The sequence below is a fragment of the Thalassospira sp. SM2505 genome, assembly GCF_054901115.1.
Genome location: NZ_CM142731.1, coordinates 1,553,971 through 1,569,931, shown reverse-complemented (window position 1 = coordinate 1,569,931; position 15,961 = coordinate 1,553,971). Strand labels below are relative to the sequence as shown.

Annotated in this window: 15 protein-coding genes; 12 read left to right on the top strand and 3 right to left on the bottom strand. The window is 54.3% G+C overall.

What is annotated here, in order from left to right:
• Positions 1-21 precede the first annotated feature (21 nt).
• From purS to ACTU44_RS07040, 4 genes are all read left to right on the top strand, one after another.
• Positions 22-261, top strand: coding sequence for a phosphoribosylformylglycinamidine synthase subunit PurS (gene purS / locus ACTU44_RS07055; RefSeq protein WP_008891731.1), 240 nt, complete (start codon positions 22-24; stop codon positions 259-261).
• Positions 262-342: 81 nt separating this feature from the next.
• Entirely contained in the window at positions 343-1,032 is a 690-nt protein-coding gene (purQ, locus tag ACTU44_RS07050) for a phosphoribosylformylglycinamidine synthase subunit PurQ (protein WP_462097049.1), read from the top strand.
• Positions 1,029-3,239: a phosphoribosylformylglycinamidine synthase subunit PurL gene (gene purL / locus ACTU44_RS07045; RefSeq protein WP_462097048.1), complete on the top strand. Its 2,211-nt coding sequence runs from the start codon at positions 1,029-1,031 to the stop codon at positions 3,237-3,239. Before purQ ends, purL begins: the two co-directional genes overlap by 4 nt.
• 137 nt (positions 3,240-3,376) lie before the next feature.
• Entirely contained in the window at positions 3,377-4,162 is a 786-nt protein-coding gene (locus tag ACTU44_RS07040; protein WP_336080371.1) for a substrate-binding periplasmic protein, read from the top strand.
• 33 nt (positions 4,163-4,195) lie between these two features.
• On the opposite strand, the gene ACTU44_RS07035 is transcribed toward ACTU44_RS07040, so the two are convergent.
• Positions 4,196-5,011, bottom strand: coding sequence for a helix-turn-helix domain-containing protein (locus ACTU44_RS07035; protein WP_462097047.1), 816 nt, complete (start codon positions 5,009-5,011; stop codon positions 4,196-4,198).
• A 135-nt stretch (positions 5,012-5,146) separates the two neighbouring features.
• On the opposite strand from ACTU44_RS07035, the gene ACTU44_RS07030 reads away from it, so the two are divergent.
• Positions 5,147-5,554: a hypothetical protein gene (locus ACTU44_RS07030; protein WP_462097046.1), complete on the top strand. Its 408-nt coding sequence runs from the start codon at positions 5,147-5,149 to the stop codon at positions 5,552-5,554.
• A 52-nt stretch (positions 5,555-5,606) separates the two neighbouring features.
• Here the strand turns inward: ACTU44_RS07030 and ACTU44_RS07025 are convergent, their stop codons facing one another.
• Positions 5,607-6,782: an Mrp/NBP35 family ATP-binding protein gene (locus ACTU44_RS07025; protein ID WP_462097045.1), complete on the bottom strand. Its 1,176-nt coding sequence runs from the start codon at positions 6,780-6,782 to the stop codon at positions 5,607-5,609.
• 413 nt (positions 6,783-7,195) lie between these two features.
• On the opposite strand from ACTU44_RS07025, the gene hflK reads away from it, so the two are divergent.
• From hflK to ACTU44_RS07005, 4 genes are all read left to right on the top strand, one after another.
• Positions 7,196-8,323, top strand: a complete 1,128-nt coding sequence (gene hflK, locus ACTU44_RS07020; protein ID WP_336080367.1) for an FtsH protease activity modulator HflK — start codon at positions 7,196-7,198, stop codon at positions 8,321-8,323.
• The gene (gene hflC, locus ACTU44_RS07015; RefSeq protein WP_114099111.1) at positions 8,323-9,195 is read left to right on the top strand and encodes a protease modulator HflC; all 873 of its coding nucleotides are present in this window, start codon (positions 8,323-8,325) and stop codon (positions 9,193-9,195) included. Before hflK ends, hflC begins: the two co-directional genes overlap by 1 nt.
• 116 nt (positions 9,196-9,311) lie before the next feature.
• Entirely contained in the window at positions 9,312-9,503 is a 192-nt protein-coding gene (locus ACTU44_RS07010; protein ID WP_114099110.1) for a DUF2065 domain-containing protein, read from the top strand.
• Between the two features lie 201 nt (positions 9,504-9,704).
• Positions 9,705-11,198, top strand: a complete 1,494-nt coding sequence (locus ACTU44_RS07005; RefSeq protein ID WP_114099109.1) for a DegQ family serine endoprotease — start codon at positions 9,705-9,707, stop codon at positions 11,196-11,198.
• 78 nt (positions 11,199-11,276) lie between these two features.
• On the opposite strand, the gene serB is transcribed toward ACTU44_RS07005, so the two are convergent.
• Complete coding sequence (gene serB, locus ACTU44_RS07000; protein WP_462097044.1) at positions 11,277-12,167, bottom strand: phosphoserine phosphatase SerB; 891 nt, start codon at positions 12,165-12,167, stop codon at positions 11,277-11,279.
• A 206-nt stretch (positions 12,168-12,373) separates the two neighbouring features.
• Here serB and miaA point away from each other — a divergent pair, with 206 nt between their 5' ends.
• The 3 genes from miaA to ilvN all read left to right on the top strand — a co-directional run bounded on the left by miaA (position 12,374) and on the right by ilvN (position 15,872).
• Positions 12,374-13,342 (top strand): tRNA (adenosine(37)-N6)-dimethylallyltransferase MiaA, encoded by a 969-nt coding sequence (gene miaA, locus ACTU44_RS06995; protein WP_462097043.1) that lies wholly within the window; start codon positions 12,374-12,376, stop codon positions 13,340-13,342.
• 152 nt (positions 13,343-13,494) lie between these two features.
• Complete coding sequence (locus tag ACTU44_RS06990; RefSeq protein WP_336080363.1) at positions 13,495-15,258, top strand: acetolactate synthase 3 large subunit; 1,764 nt, start codon at positions 13,495-13,497, stop codon at positions 15,256-15,258.
• 104 nt (positions 15,259-15,362) lie between these two features.
• Complete coding sequence (gene ilvN / locus ACTU44_RS06985) at positions 15,363-15,872, top strand: acetolactate synthase small subunit (RefSeq protein WP_114101451.1); 510 nt, start codon at positions 15,363-15,365, stop codon at positions 15,870-15,872.
• Positions 15,873-15,961 lie beyond the last annotated feature (89 nt).

Here is a 15,961-nt window from a genome sequence, read left to right as displayed (position 1 = left end):
GCGAACTTAAAGGAGCTTCTCGTGAAAGCACGTGTTCATGTCACCCTGAAGAACGGCGTTCTTGACCCCCAGGGCAAAGCCGTTCACCACGCCCTTCAGGGCCTGGGTTTTGATGGCGTCAATGACGTCCGTCAGGGCAAATTCATCGAACTCGAACTGGATGGCACCGATGCCGCCAAGGCCGAAGCCGAGGTCAAGGAAATGTGCGAGAAGCTTCTCGCCAATACCGTGATCGAAGATTACAGCATCGAGCTGGCCTAACGGCACGGGCGGGGCCTTGTCATTGCACGGCCCCTGTCTATCGCGATCAAGTAACGGACATTAATCGAGAGACGGTATTTCATGAAATCCGCTGTCATCCTCTTCCCCGGCATCAACCGGGAGAATGACGCCATCGCAGCACTCGAACAGGCCACCGGCACCAAACCGGTCGTGGTCTGGCATGGCGAGACCGAGCTGCCAAAGACCGACATCATCATGGTCCCGGGTGGTTTTTCCTATGGCGACTATCTGCGTTGCGGCGCCATGGCTGCCAAGTCCCCGATCATGCGCGCTGTTGCTGAACGCGCCAAAGCCGGTGTGACCATCCTTGGCGTTTGTAACGGTTTCCAGATTCTGACAGAAGCAGGCCTGCTGCCCGGTGCGCTGATGCGCAATGCCAGCCTGAAATTCATCTGCAAGAACACGCATCTGAAGATCGAAAACGCTGATACCCGCTTCACCAACCAGTACAAGGCTGGCGATGTCGTCGACTATCCGGTCGCCCATCATGACGGCAACTTCTTTGCCGATAGCGAAACGCTTGACCGCCTCGAAGGCGAAGGTCGCGTCATCCTGCACTATTGTGATGCGAATGGTGATGTTGATCCGGCAACCAATCTGAACGGTTCCCAGCGCAACATTGCCGGCATCATCAACGAGGCGGGCAACGTCCTTGGCATGATGCCGCACCCGGAAAATGCGATTGATCCGCTCCATGGTGGCACCGATGGCCGCAATCTGTTCAAAAGCTTGGTGGAGGCAGCATCGTGAGTGCTAACGATTTCAACACCCCGATCACGCCGGAACTGGTCAAGGAACACGGCCTGAACGAGGAAGAGTACAAACTCGTTCTCGAAATCATGGGTCGCGAACCCAACATCAATGAACTTGGCATTTTCTCGGTCATGTGGTCTGAGCATTGCTCCTACAAGTCCTCGAAGAAATGGCTCAAGACTCTTCCGACCAAGGCTGACTGGGTCATTCAGGGTCCGGGTGAAAACGCCGGTGTGATTGATATCGGTGATGGTCAGGCTGCTGTCTTCAAGATGGAAAGCCACAACCACCCGTCCTTTATCGAACCCTATCAGGGTGCTGCAACCGGTGTTGGCGGCATCATGCGTGACGTCTTCACCATGGGCGCACGTCCGATTGCCAACCTCAATGCCCTGCGCTTTGGCGAGGCCGATCATCCGAAAACCCGTCATCTTCTGAGTGGCGTTGTCGAAGGTATCGGCGGGTATGGCAACTGCATGGGTGTTCCGACCATCGGTGGCGAAACCAACTTCCATGCATCCTATAACGGCAACATCCTGGTCAATGCGATGACCGTGGGTCTGGCCGATGCGGATAACATCTTCTATTCGGCTGCGGCTGGTATCGGTAACCCGGTTGTCTATGTCGGCTCGAAAACCGGCCGTGACGGTATCCATGGTGCAACCATGGCATCAGCCGAGTTCGATGACGACAGCGAAGAAAAGCGTCCCACCGTTCAGGTCGGCGATCCGTTCACTGAAAAGCTTCTGCTTGAAGCCTGCCTTGAACTGATGGCAACCGACATGATCGTCGCAATTCAGGATATGGGTGCGGCTGGTCTGACCTCATCCTCGTTCGAGATGGCCTCCAAGGGCGGTGTCGGTGTCGAGCTGTGGCTTGATAAAGTCCCGATGCGCGAAGAAGGCATGACGCCCTATGAGTTGATGCTTTCTGAATCGCAGGAACGCATGCTGATGGTTCTGAAACCCGGTTGCGAAGATGCCGCCAAGGCAATCTTTGACAAATGGGAACTCGACTTTGCGGTCATCGGTATTCTGACCGACACCAAGCGCATGGTCCTGAAATGGCATGGCGACGTTGCCGGTGATCTTCCGATTGATCCGCTGGCCGAAGCATCGCCGGAATATGACCGTCCGTGGGAACCGACCCCAAAACAGGACCGTATTGATCCCGAAAGCATTTCGGCCAAGGTCAGCCATGTTGAGGCGCTCAAAACCCTGATTGCGTCGCCCGACCTTGCGTCACGTCGCTGGATCTGGGAACAGTATGACCATCTGGTCATGGGCAACACCATTGTCCGTCCGGGTGGCGATGCCGGTGTCGTGCGCGTTCAGGGCACGAACAAGGGCATTGCAGCCACCACCGACTGTACCCCGCGCTATGTCATGGCCGATCCGGTCGAAGGCGGCAAACAGGCCGTTGCCGAAGCATACCGTAACCTGGTTGCAACCGGCGCCAAGCCGCTTGCCATCACCGACAATATGAACTTCGGCAACCCGGAACGTCCGCGCATCATGGGCCAGTTTGTTGGCGCATGTCAGGGCATCGGCGAAGCCTGTATCGCACTGGAATTCCCGGTCGTTTCGGGCAACGTGTCGCTTTACAACGAAACCAACGGCGTTGGCATCATGCCGACCCCGGCAATTGGTGGCGTTGGTGTGATTTCCGATCTGGATCACCATGCAACGATTGGCATCAAGCGTGATGACAGTGCGCTGATCATGATCGGTGCTGCGACCGGTGAACTGGGTCAGTCGCTGTATCTCAAGACCATCGAAGGTCGCGAAGAAGGTGCACCGCCGCCGGTTGACCTCAATGCAGAAAAACGCGCCGGTACGCTGGTGCGTGAACTGATTGAACTGGGTCTGGTTCGTACCTGCCACGATATCGCTGATGGTGGCCTTCTGGTCACGGTTGCCGAGATGTGCCTTGCGGGCAATATCGGTGCCGACCTGCATCTGCCGGAAGCTGGTAGCGAAATCGCATGGCTGTTTGGTGAAGATCAGGGTCGCTACGTGATCGCAACCCGCGATCCGGACAAGGTTCTCAACGCAGCAAGCAGCTCGAACGTTGCTGCGGTGATCATCGGCCAGGCTGGCGGCGATGCCGTCTCCATTGACGGTGGCGAGAAAGTATCCCTTTCCGAACTGCGCAACCTGAATGAAGGCTGGATGCCAAACTTCATGGCAGAAGCTGTTCAGTAAGTATTACCGATTTACAGAAAAACCCCGTCAGAGCGATCTGACGGGGTTTTTCTTTATCAACACAGAGATATGCCGTTCCGTTGTCGAGGCATGCGATTGTTCCCATATGACGAATATCAGATATCGTTGGGGGTGAGATGGCGCGGCATTACAGACCAATTGTCTGGACTATTCTGTGGTTCATCGTCTGCAGCATGGCGGCTTTGTTGCCCGCAAGACATGCTCATGCCCTGACCATCTATGTTGATGAAGCCAATCCACCGTTTATGTATCGCAGTGACGATCAGGCAGAGGGCATCTATCCGGACATCGTTCGGGCAGTTTTCGCGCGGGCTGGCATATCGGTAAAAATTATCGCAGTTCCCTGGCGTCGCGCGCTCATGCATCTTGAAAACGGTGACGGCGGGATCGCCGGAATATACAAAAATCTTGAACGCCAAAAGAGATATGCCTTTAGCGACCCGATCCACCGCGAAGGATTGATGATCTATCGCCCCAAAACTGACTTCGCTGGTGAAAGTGACCTTGATGATCTTGAAGGCATGAGTGTCGGAGTCATTCGTGGCTGGAGTTATGGCGATGCCTTTGACAGTGCGCGCAGAGCAGGATTGTTTTCCGCATCCGAAGCAACCGGCGATGATCAGAATTTTTCGATGCTGATCAGCAAACGGATTGATGCCGTAATTGCGGTGCGCGAAGCAGGTGATATCTGGATCAAAAAGCTCCGACTTGAAGACCAGATCGTGCGCGCTGAAAGTGCCCTTTTTGAAAATCAGACCTTCATCGCCTTGAACAGACGGTCCAAAGACCTGTCAAAGATTGCACTGATCAATCGCGCTATCGCTGAAATGGTCGAAGATGGCACCTTTGATTCCATTGTCACCAACGCCCTGCGTCAGGCTATCGGGTCTGCATTTCACTAGACAAGACACCAATTCACCTGACAATTCCACCGCCTATAGTGTTGAGGAAAGTTGTTTCAAGGCATTGCTTGTGACCTCATCAGCCGGAAGCAGCGTTTCAATTGCGAGCTCAGATAACGTTACCTCGACCGGGGTTCCAAAAACTGTTGTCGTGCTGACAAAGTGCAACACACCGGCATCCGTTTTGAGGATCAGCGGAACAATCAGGCCCTTGATTGCGTCTGCCCCGGCATCATCGCCAACGGTTTTTTCCATATTATCGTGATCAACAGGCATGGCGTAGCGACCGGCTTCATCATGAAGTCGGATCAATTCGGGATCACCGGTCACGTCGATCTGGCGGCGGAGACGATCGAGCAGATGCGTTCGCCACTGTGCGAAATTCACCACCCGTGATGCCAAGCCGTCCGGATGGAGACTAAGGCGCAACAAATTTACCGGCGGACGCAGAAATTCAGGATCAAGCCCCGACAGCAATAGCGGCACAATCCGGTTCGCCGCCACCATATTCCAGTGCCGATCCATCGCCAGCGCCGGATAGGGTTCATGGGCGCACAAGATCCGATCAACCGCATCTCGAATGGCAGTCCCTGCATCCCCATCAAAATCATGTTCTGCATAAATTGGCGCAAACCCCGCAGAAACCAGCAACCTGTTTCTTTCGCGTAAAGGTACATCAAGGCAGTCGGCAAGATGCAGAATCATATCCCGGCTTGGCTTCGATCGTCCTGTTTCGAGAAAGCTGAGATGCCGGGTCGAAATATCAGCATCCCCGGCCAGATCAAGCTGGCTCAGCCGGCGCTGTTTCCGCCATGCCTTAAGACTATTTCCAAACGCGTCATGGGTCATTGGATCGGCTGTTCTGTTTCAAAGTTTTCGCAGCCTACCACCAAAGAAAAGGATTAAACATTACCTCTGAGGTAATCGTAATCATTCCCTGATCACGGCAAGGTGTCGCCATCACCCGCAACCCGAAAGGTTTGAATGATGGCTGCACTTTCTTCCACCAAACTTCTGAAAACTGTCCTGATGATTGATGCTGCAACCTGCCTTGGCTTTGGGCTTTTGCTGACGGCTGGTTCCGGATGGCTTGGTCAATGGCTGGGGCTACCGGTCGACCTTCTGTTTTATGCCGGATTGATCCTGTTTCCCTGCGCGGCCCTGATGGCCTTCACCGGTCGCCAACCGACACCGGGTAACGCGCTGGTTTTACTCATTATCTTGGGCAATCTGGGATGGGTAGCAGCCAGCCTTGGTGTTCTGATGATGTCGTTCATTACACCGACCGTACCCGGATACGGCTTTGTAATCCTTCAAGCAATTGCAGTTGGCATTCTGGCCGTGATTGAACACCGGATGCTTGGGTCGTCCAACCAGATAGCGTCGGCCTGATTACCCCACAAACAAACGAAAAGGGCCACAACGTTGCGGCCCTTTTCTGTGCTTATTTGAAGCTGATCTTGGGAAACAATCCCTTTTTCTTAGGCGCCTCGGCCGGACCAACGCGTTCCTCAATCGCCGCAGCGATTTTCCCTGCAATGTCACCATAGGCCTTGGCATGTTCACCGTCGGCTTCTGTATGAACAATCGGTTTGCCTTCATCCGCACCCAGACGGATTTTAAGATCCAGCGGGATTTCGCCAAGGAATGGAACGCCCAGCTCATCAGCGGCCTTGCGCGCCCCACCGTGATCGAAGACATGATCAACATGGCCGCATTCCGGGCATTTGTAATAGGACATGTTTTCGATAAGACCGAACACCGGCACATTGACCTTGCGGAACATGTTCAGGCCCTTTTTGGCATCCAGAAGCGCGATGTCCTGAGGGGTCGAAACAATCACAGCCCCGGTGACCGGAACACGCTGCGCCATGGACAGCTGAATGTCACCAGTACCCGGTGGCATATCAACCACCAGAACATCAAGATCACCCCAGTCGGTATCGCGCAGAAGCTGTTCAAGTGCGCCCATCGCCATCGGGCCACGCCAGATCACCGGTTGTTCTTCGTCAACCATAAAGCCGATCGACATGATTCGGATACCAAAGGCCGAAGGCGGGATCATTTTACCCTGATGTTCGGAGGACGGCACCGGCTTCGCATCACGAAGCCCCATCATACGCGGCAGACTCGGCCCGTAAATATCTGCATCAAGCAGGCCAACCTTGAGTCCCTTGGCAACCAGCGACAAGGCAAGGTTGACCGAGGTCGTGGATTTACCCACCCCACCCTTGCCCGAGGCAACGGTGATAATGCTGCGTACAGAAGGCAATTCGAGCGGTTTTTGTCCCGCCCCTTGCGGACGCTGTCCGGGTTGGGCCGGTCTTTCAGCTGCTGGTTGGTGCGCGGCAGACTGACTTGCAGCCGTTGGTCGTTCTGCGGTCAGGGCGACACGGGCTGTTGTGACCCCGTTCACAGAAGCAACAGCCTTTTCAGCAGCTTGGCGCAAATCTTCGAGTGCCGGTCCGCGCTTGGGATCAACCGCAATCATGACATTGACGACTTCATTATTTATATCAATGCCTTGCACCATGTCCTTGGCTGTGATTGATTTGCCGTCGACCGGGTCGATGACGCTGTCGAGTGCGGCGACAATCTGTTCACGGTTGGGCGAAGTCATATTGCGGTCTCCAAATTTTGGCTTAAGTCCGTGATCACACAGAACTTGCAGGCGCGTAACATTGTTTTGCAGGGCAAGCTGTCATATAAGGCCAGAGGGTCTGGGCTCATAAATATGATTGTAATGGCAATCGCAAGATTTGCGAAACACAAGGAAAAGCCCTTAGAGCGGGTCGGTATCCCGGTCAAGGGATTTGACGCAGGAGTTCGCAAATCTTGCGATTGTCCTTCGGATTGATCGGATAGGCACGGGCAACGTTGTCACAAGGCATTGCAAGATAAAAATCTTCCTGTTGCCTCGCTCCGCGTATCTGCACCTGTCCAATCAACCATTGCAAACATATTTATGAGTCCAGACCCTGGTACTCGGTAAGCAAAGATAAACACCGAACGGCAAGAAGAGGAAAACACTCGATGCCTTGGAATTCACAAGGGGGCGGCGGCCCCTGGGGCGGCGGCGGAAATAACGGTGGCGGCCAGAATCCGTGGGGACAGCGTCCTTCCGGTGGTGGCGGCGGCGGAAATACGCCCCCCGATTTTGATGAAATGATTCGTAAAGGCCAGGAACGCCTGAAACGGCTGTTCCCCGGTGGTGGCGGTTACAAGGGCTTTGTCCTGATCGGTATCGCTGTGATCGGGTTGTGGCTTTTGACCGGTTTTTACCGTGTCCAGCCGGGCGAACAGGGTGTCACGCTTCTGTTTGGCAAATGGGTTGGCACCACGGGTCCGGGTCTGAACTACTTCCTGCCGGCTCCGATTGGCGAGGTCATCAAGCCGAACGTTGAACGGACGAACCAGATCGAGGTCGGTTATCGCGGCGCAGGCAATGTCACAACGGGCGGTTCGCGCGATGTGCCAGAAGAAAGCCTGATGCTGACTGGTGACCAGAACATCATCGACATTGATTATGTCGTTCAGTGGCGCATCAGCGATGCTGGCGCATATCTGTTTAATGTTCGTGATCCGGAAAACACCATCAAGCTTGCATCTGAAAGTGCAATGCGCGAGGTGATCGGGAAAACCAATCTGGAAGAGGCCCTGACTGTTGGCCGTGTCCGGGTTGAGGAACAGACCCGTACCCTGCTTCAGGAAATCATGGACGGATATGATTCCGGTATCTTTATTGCAGAAGTGAAGATGCAGAAGGTTGATCCGCCGCGTGACGTTATTGATGCCTTTAACGATGTGCAGCGTGCGCGTCAGGACCGTGATCGTTCCCAGAACGAAGCACTGGCCTATCGCAACGACATCATTCCGCGTGCAAAGGGTGAAGCTGAACGTCAGGTTCTTCAGGCCCGCGCATACAAGGACCGTGTGACGAAGGAAGCAGAAGGTGAAGCTGAACGCTTTAACTCGATCTACAATTCCTTCCTTACCGCAAAGGACGTGACCACCCGTCGTCTGTATCTCGAAACGATGCAGGAAGTCCTGGGCAAGTCCGACAAAGTGATCATCGAGCGTAATGCACAAGGGAATGGCGTCGTGCCGTACCTTCCGCTGCCCGAAGTTCAGAAACGTGCGAATGCAGGAGGCAACAACTAATGGCAAGTCCTAAACTTATTGCCGCAGGCGTCGTCGTTGTCATTGCCGCCGTGATCGGTTCCATGTGTGTCTTTACGGTCCGTCAGGACCAGCAGGCACTTGTTCTTCAGTTCGGTAATCCGGTTCATGCGGTATCCGAGCCGGGTCTGCATTTCAAACTGCCGATCCAGAACGTGGAATATTACGAGCGTCGTATTCTGGAACTTGATCCGCCGGTACAGCAGGTTCTTCTGTCGGACCAGAAGCGTGTCAATGTTGACAGCTTTGCCCGCTGGAAAATCGTTGATCCGTTGACCTTCCGTCAGCGCGCAACCAACGCTGCCAACTTCGTGCAGCTGTTTGGTCAGCGTCTGAACTCGGTTATCCGTGGTGAACTCGCACAGGCCCCGCTTGTGTCGATGCTTTCGGACAACCGTGCACAGATCATGGAAAAGATCCAGGCAACGCTGATCGATCCGGCCAAGGAATTCGGCGTTGAGCTGATTGATGTCCGTATCGGTCGTACCGACCTGCCACAGGAAACCTCGCAAGCGGTGTATAACCGTATGCGTTCTTCGCGTATTGCCGAAGCAGCCCAGCTTCGCGCAGAAGGTGAAGAGCTCAAGGCGAAAATCCAGGCAGAAGCCGACCGTGAACGCATCGGCATCATCGCCGAAGCAAACCGTCAGGCCGAAGTCCTGCGCGGTGAAGGCGACGGTCAACGGAACGTTATCCTTGGTAAAGCCTATGGCAAGGACGCGGAATTCTTCGAATTCTATCGTTCGCTTGAAGCCTACAAAATAGCGCTTGATAACGGCTCGACCATGGTGCTTTCACCAGACAGCGAGTTTTTCCAGTACTTTAATAAGTCTGGTCCTGCGACAAGCCGCTAGACAAAACACAAGGGCGACCGGCATATTAGTCAGGTCGCCCTTTTTGTTTTCATAATTATGTCCTGCCGGCGCACCGCGTAAGGCAGGCGTTTTAAACCGCCGGAACGTCCACGCCCATGAAGGAACTTGCAACTGCTATACTTCTGGCCATCGCGCTGGAGGGCATGTTTTATTCGCTGTTTCCCGGCGGCGCGAAAAGGGTGTTGGAACTTGTTCAGGAAATCCCTGAATCGCAGTTGCGCATTGGTGGATTGGTTGCAGCCGTCGTTGCAATCGGCGCTATCTGGGCCGTTAGAACCTGGCTATAAGCCACGGAAAACCGCCATACACGGGTAAAACGCCACGATGTTGTGCCGAGAATTCCTTGATTTTTCCCAGAGCCGCCCAAATTCTGCCAAAGTCGGGGTTAATTTGATTAATTAAGCGACGGGTAAATTAAGAATCCCATCGCGCGCTGCAAAAACAGAATTACAAATACCGTGAACGCGGCAACGAACAGGACCAGACACATGCTACAAGCATTATACAACCCGGTGCGGTCGAAAGTAAGCGCAGCACTGGTGATTGTTCTCCTTGGCGTGACCAGTGTTTCGCAAATCGCGAATGCCCGCCCCGCTCCTGAAAGCTTCGCAGACCTGGCAGAAAAACTCCTGCCAAGTGTTGTGAACATCTCAACCAGCCAGATTGTCGCAGACCGCCAGGGACCTGATTTCCAGTTCCCCCCGGGTTCGCCGTTCGAAGATCTTTTCCGTGACTTTATGGATCGGAATGGTCAAGGCGGTCAGGGTGGTCAAACCCCGCAACAGCGTCGCGCAACCGCTCTTGGTTCGGGTTTTATCATCTCGGCAGATGGTTACATCGTGACCAACAACCACGTCATTGATGGCGCAGACGAGATCAGCGTGCGTCTTCATGACGGTGAAACCCTTGATGCCGAACTGATCGGTCGCGATCCGAAAACCGACGTTGCATTGCTGAAAGTCACCCCGAAAGACGATCTTCCGTTCGTTAAATGGGGCGATTCAGACAAGTCGCGTATTGGTGACTGGGCGATGGCAATCGGTAACCCGTTCGGTCTTGGTGGCACTGTGACGGCCGGTATTATTTCGGCCCGGAACCGTGACATCAATCAGGGTCCGTATGACGATTTCATCCAGACCGACGCGTCGATCAACCGTGGAAACTCGGGTGGTCCGCTGTTTAACCTTGATGGTGATGTGATCGGGATCAATAGCGCGATCTATTCCCCGTCCGGCGGTTCGGTCGGTATCGGCTTTGCCATTCCGTCGGCCATTGCTCAGGGCGTTGTCGACCAGCTCAAGGAATATGGTCGTACCCGTCGTGGCTGGCTTGGGGTTCACATCCAGACCGTAACAGAAGATATCGCTGACTCGGTTGGACTTGATAGCGCATCGGGTGCAATGGTTGCTGGCGTGTCGGACGAAAGCCCGGCCAAAAAAGCAGGCATCAAACAGGGTGATGTCATCCTGAAATTTGATGGCAAGGATGTTGAGTCCATGCGTCGCCTGCCACGTATCGTCGCCGAAACCAAAATCGGCAAGGATGTCGATGTGGTGATCTGGCGCGATGGCAAGAAACAGACCGTACAGGTCGAACTTGGCGAACTTGAAGAAGAAGTCATTGCCGCAAGCGCAACGCCTTCTGACAGCCAGGAAGCACCGGCGATTGCCGAGGCCAACATCAACGAACTTGGCATCAAGGTTGCCAATGTCGATGATACCCTTCGTAAACGTTACAACCTTGCCGAAGGTACCGAAGGCGTGATTGTGACTGACGTATCAGGTGACAGCTATGCTGCCGAAAAGGGTGTTCGCCCCGGTGACATCATCATCGAAGCGTCGCACAGCTCGGTCTCGAATGTCGAAGATGTCACCAAGGCTGTCAAAGCCGCCGTTGATGACGACAAGCGCACCATTCTGATGTTGATCGAAACATCTGCTGGCCCGCGTTACTTTGGCCTGACCCTTTCGGTTGCTGAATAAGTATCACCAACGATACTGACATGAAAAAAGGGCGACCTGCCACGCAGGTCGCCCTTTTTCTTTGCAATGTTCCGGTGATCAGGAAACGAAATCGGCCTTGGCATAGCCCTGCAAATACAGGAGTGCTGTCAGATCGCCATGATTGATGCAGATGCGTGCCTGTTCCTGAACTGACGGTTTGGCATGGAAGGCAACACCGGTCCCGGCAAGCGAGATCATCTGAAGATCATTGGCACCGTCACCGACCGCAATCGCATCATCGACCGTGATGCCCTGCTCGGCTGACAGGTTTTCAAGCGCGTCCACCTTGGCCTGACGATCAAGAACCGGTTTTTTGACCTTGCCAGTCAGTTTGCCGTCTTGTTCGATCAGAACATTGGCCTGATCATAGTCAAAACCAAGTTCAGCCCGAACTGCGCCAGTAAAGAAATCGAACCCGCCTGATACCAGTGCGGCAAAAGCCCCGTTTGCTTTCATGGTCGAGACAAGCGTTTTTGCCCCGCCGGTATATTCGACAGTTTTCCAAGCTTCTTTCAGCATCTCGGTCGACATGCCTTCAAGAAGGCCTACGCGTTCATCAAGGGCGGCTTCGAAATCAAGCTCGCCATTCATGGCGCGTGCCGTGATTGCCGCCACCCGTTCCTTGACCCCGGCGAACTCGGCGAGCTCGTCAAGGGTTTCACCGGTCACCATGGTGCTGTCCATATCGGCAATCAGCAGCTTCTTGCGCCGGGTTGCGATTTTCTGGGTAACGGCATCCACACCAAGCTCGGACTCAGCAAGACTGGTATCAGCCACATCAAGCGTGATGCCATCAAAGATCAGATCACATGCCTCACCCTCGGCAAGCCAGGTCACATCCCCGACAAGGGCCCCTGCCCCGGTCAGGGCGATTGCTGCTTTATCGATGACGGACTTGGTCAACGCATTCGAATTCGGGGCGGCAATCAGGGTCAGTACCAACTTCATGGTCTGCGGGCTCCTTGGCGGAAAAGGCATTAAACAGATTTGTCGCCTTTATCCGAATTGCGCCCGACCCTGGCAAGAGAACTTTCGCGCAATACGTCTTGTTTACGTGTTTTTTGCCGGGGTCATGTGTCCCAAATCGCTATGCCTTTGGCATCGAACCCAATAGACTGTCCGACCTTTGAATATCCGAGCTTGGAAGTGCCTTCATGTCGGCCATTAACGCCAACAGTTCCTTTGCCCCTGTCCTGATCGTTGCTGGCCCGACTGCCAGCGGGAAGTCCGCGCTTGCGCTTGATATGGCCGAAGCCTTTGACGGCGTGGTGATTAATGCTGACAGCATGCAGGTCTATAAGGAACTGCGCATCCTGAGCGCCCGCCCTGATGAAAGCGAAACCGCACGTGCACCCCATCGGCTTTATGGTGTGCTGTCAGGACGCGAAGCCTGTTCAGCGGGCAAGTGGCGCGAGATGGCCATGGTCGAGATTGCCGACTGCCATGCTTCGGGCAAGCTCCCGATCATCACGGGTGGCACGGGCATGTATCTGAACGCCCTGACCGAGGGAATCGCACCGATCCCGGATGTCCCCGCACGGATTCGCGACAGTGTTACCGCCGAACTCGAAGATCTTGGGCACGCAGCATTCTTTGAAAAGCTGGCAAAAGACGATCCGGAGACCGCCGCGACACTTGATGGCACCAATACGCAACGTCTGATTCGCGCCGCCGAGGTTTTCGCCCATACCGGTCGCGGACTGGCAGCCTGGCACAAGGAACCAGTGATCACGCCGCCTGCGAACATGAAGTTCAAAAAGCTGTGCTACATGCCGCCACGTGACATACTTTATGATCGCTGCAACCGGCGTTTTGACCTTATGATCGAACAGGGTGCAATTGACGAAGTCCGCGATTTGATTGCGCTTGGGCTTCCCGAGAGCGCCCCGGTCATGAAGGCGGTCGGCGTGCGTGAGCTTGGAGCATATCTGGCAGGCAAGATTGATCTTGCCACCGCCAAAGAGAAATCACAGCGCGAAACCAGACGTTATGCAAAGCGCCAATTAACGTGGTTTCGTCATCAGATGACCGACAAGGAAATCATCGACGCGCAATATTCGGAAAGTTTGGCAGCAAAAATGCGTCATGATATTAACCAATTTCTGTTGACCACGCCAAAGTGAGGCGATAGGTTGGCGCTTCCCCCGCCGAAATGGCGGAAAACCGCCGTTTCGGCGGATTTTTCAACTCCAATTTGAGGATAATTGGATCATGTTTCAATCACGCGGTTATCACGCGACACGTTGTTGTCGCTAAGTAAAGAGGCTCGAAAATCATGGCAGAACGTATTTTAAGTGGTTCGGAAGTAGTGTTGCAGGCCCTTGCTGATCAGGGTGTGGAGGTCGTGTTCGGCTATCCTGGCGGCGCTGTCCTACCGCTATATGACGAGATATTTAAACAAAACCGGATTCGTCACGTTCTAGTGCGCCATGAACAGGCTGCTGTCCACGCTGCTGAAGGTTACGCCCGCTCGACCGGCAAGGTCGGCGTTGTGCTGGTGACCTCGGGACCGGGTGCGACAAACGCTGTTACGGGCCTTACCGACGCGTTGATGGATTCCATTCCAGTTGTCTGCCTGACCGGTCAGGTCCCGACTCATCTGATCGGGAATGATGCGTTCCAGGAAGCCGACACCACCGGCATCACCCGCCCGTGCACCAAGCATAACTATCTGGTCAAAAATCCGGATCGTCTTGCACGCACCATGCATGAGGCATTCCACGTTGCCTCCAGCGGCCGTCCGGGTCCGGTTGTCATCGACTTGCCGAAAGATATCCTTGTTGGCAAGGCACCGTATCTGGAACCGTCACAGGTTCAGCACCGCACCTATAATCCGGTGGTAAAAGGCGAACGCAGCCAGATTGAAGAAGCACTCGAAATGCTGGCATCGGCCAAGAAGCCGATCCTGTATTGTGGTGGTGGCGTCATCAATTCCGGTTTGCAGGCTTGCAAGCTTCTGACCGAGTTCACCCGCATGACCGGCGCGCCGATCACGCTGACCCTGATGGGTCTTGGGGCATTCCCGGCATCGGACAAACAGTATCTCGGCATGGTCGGGATGCACGGTACTTATGAATCGAACATGTCGATGCATGATTGCGACGTGATGATTGCAATCGGCGCACGCTTTGATGACCGTGTAACCGGCAACCTTGATTTCTTTGCGCCGCATTCGCAGAAAATCCAGATCGATATTGATCAGAGCTCGATCAACAAAAACGTTCCGGTCGATATCGGGATTGTTGGCGATGTTGGTCACGTTCTTGAAGACATGATCAAGATCTGGAAAGCCAAACAGTACAAGATCGATGCCAATGCACTTGATAGCTGGTGGAAAGAAATTGAAGGATGGCGTGGCAAACACTGCCTGTCCTACAAGCAGCCCAAAGACGTTATCAAGCCGCAGCACGTTATTCGTCGTGTTCATGAACTTACCCGTGATCGCAAGACCTACATCACGACTGACGTCGGTCAGCACCAGATGTGGGCCGCCCAGCATTTCGGGTTCGAACATCCCTATGAATGGATGACTTCTGGTGGTCTTGGCACCATGGGCTATGGCATGCCGGCCGCCCTTGGTGTTCAGGTTGCCCACCCGGATGCGACGGTTGTCTGCTTCACAGGCGATGCGTCGATCATGATGAATATTCAGGAATGCGCGACGATGACGCAGTATCGTCTGCCGATCAAAACCGTGATCCTGAATAACCGTTACATGGGCATGGTACGTCAGTGGCAGCAGCTTCTGCATGGTTCGCGCTATTCCGAAAGCTATAGCGAAACCCTTCCTGACTTCGTCAAACTGTCCGAAGCATTCGGCTTTACCGGTATGACCTGCAACAACCCGGCTGATCTTGATGACGCCATCAAGAAAATGCTCGAAATTGACGGTCCGGTGATTCTGGATGTTGCCGTGGACGACAAGGAAAACTGCTATCCGATGATTCCGTCGGGCAAGCCGCATAATGAAATGCTGCTTGGGCAGGAAACCGACGGCAACGAAGCCATTGATTCCGACGAAGGGATGGTTCTGGTCTGATCCGCAACGACAAGCGTGCGAGACGATATCATCAAAACCATAATGAAAAGGCCGGCTCGGGCGGCACATAGATGCCCCCGACCGAGCTCTTACGGAGCGAAACCGTGAAAGAAACCGAAATCTCGAAACACACCATATCCGTTCTGGTGGATAACGAATCTGGCGTTCTGGCCCGTGTCATCGGCCTGTTCTCCGGCCGTGGCTATAACATTGAAAGCCTGACCGTTGCCGAAGTCGACGCCGACGCCCATCAGTCCCGCATCACTGTGGTCACCTCGGGTACCCCGATGGTGATTGAACAGATCAAGGCACAGCTTTCGCGTCTTGTACCGGTTCACAAGGTCAGCGACCTGACCCTTGCCGGTCCGAGTGTCGAGCGTGAACTTGCACTGGTCAAAGTGATTGCAACGGGTGAAAAGCGCGTTGAGTCGCTGCGCATTGCCGACATCTTCAAGGCCCGCGCAGTCGATGCGACCAATAATTCCTTCGTTTATGAAATCATCGGCAGCCCCGAAAAGATTGATGCCTTCATCAAATTGATGGCGCCACTGGGGCTTTCGGAAATTTCGCGTACCGGTGTGGCTGCGATTTCGCGCGGCACACTAACGATGTGAGTTTGCCCTGCCCGGTGATCCGCATCGGGCAAGGCATCGGGGTTTGTCCCCGAATTCATTATTACCATCCACCACGCACAAAAATCAGC

What these genes read in the sequence shown, in the direction of transcription:
- purQ (WP_462097049.1), top strand. Translation starts at nt 343, where the DNA reads ATGAAATCCGCTGTCATCCTCTTCCCCGGCATCAACCGGGAGAATGAC.
- ACTU44_RS07040 (WP_336080371.1), top strand. Translation starts at nt 3,377, where the DNA reads ATGGCGCGGCATTACAGACCAATTGTCTGGACTATTCTGTGGTTCATC.
- ACTU44_RS07035 (WP_462097047.1), bottom strand. Translation starts at nt 5,011, where the DNA reads ATGACCCATGACGCGTTTGGAAATAGTCTTAAGGCATGGCGGAAACAG.
- ACTU44_RS07030 (WP_462097046.1), top strand. Translation starts at nt 5,147, where the DNA reads ATGATGGCTGCACTTTCTTCCACCAAACTTCTGAAAACTGTCCTGATG.
- ACTU44_RS07025 (WP_462097045.1), bottom strand. Translation starts at nt 6,782, where the DNA reads ATGACTTCGCCCAACCGTGAACAGATTGTCGCCGCACTCGACAGCGTC.
- hflK (WP_336080367.1), top strand. Translation starts at nt 7,196, where the DNA reads ATGCCTTGGAATTCACAAGGGGGCGGCGGCCCCTGGGGCGGCGGCGGA.
- hflC (WP_114099111.1), top strand. Translation starts at nt 8,323, where the DNA reads ATGGCAAGTCCTAAACTTATTGCCGCAGGCGTCGTCGTTGTCATTGCC.
- ACTU44_RS07010 (WP_114099110.1), top strand. Translation starts at nt 9,312, where the DNA reads ATGAAGGAACTTGCAACTGCTATACTTCTGGCCATCGCGCTGGAGGGC.
- ACTU44_RS07005 (WP_114099109.1), top strand. Translation starts at nt 9,705, where the DNA reads ATGCTACAAGCATTATACAACCCGGTGCGGTCGAAAGTAAGCGCAGCA.
- serB (WP_462097044.1), bottom strand. Translation starts at nt 12,167, where the DNA reads ATGAAGTTGGTACTGACCCTGATTGCCGCCCCGAATTCGAATGCGTTG.
- miaA (WP_462097043.1), top strand. Translation starts at nt 12,374, where the DNA reads ATGTCGGCCATTAACGCCAACAGTTCCTTTGCCCCTGTCCTGATCGTT.
- ACTU44_RS06990 (WP_336080363.1), top strand. Translation starts at nt 13,495, where the DNA reads ATGGCAGAACGTATTTTAAGTGGTTCGGAAGTAGTGTTGCAGGCCCTT.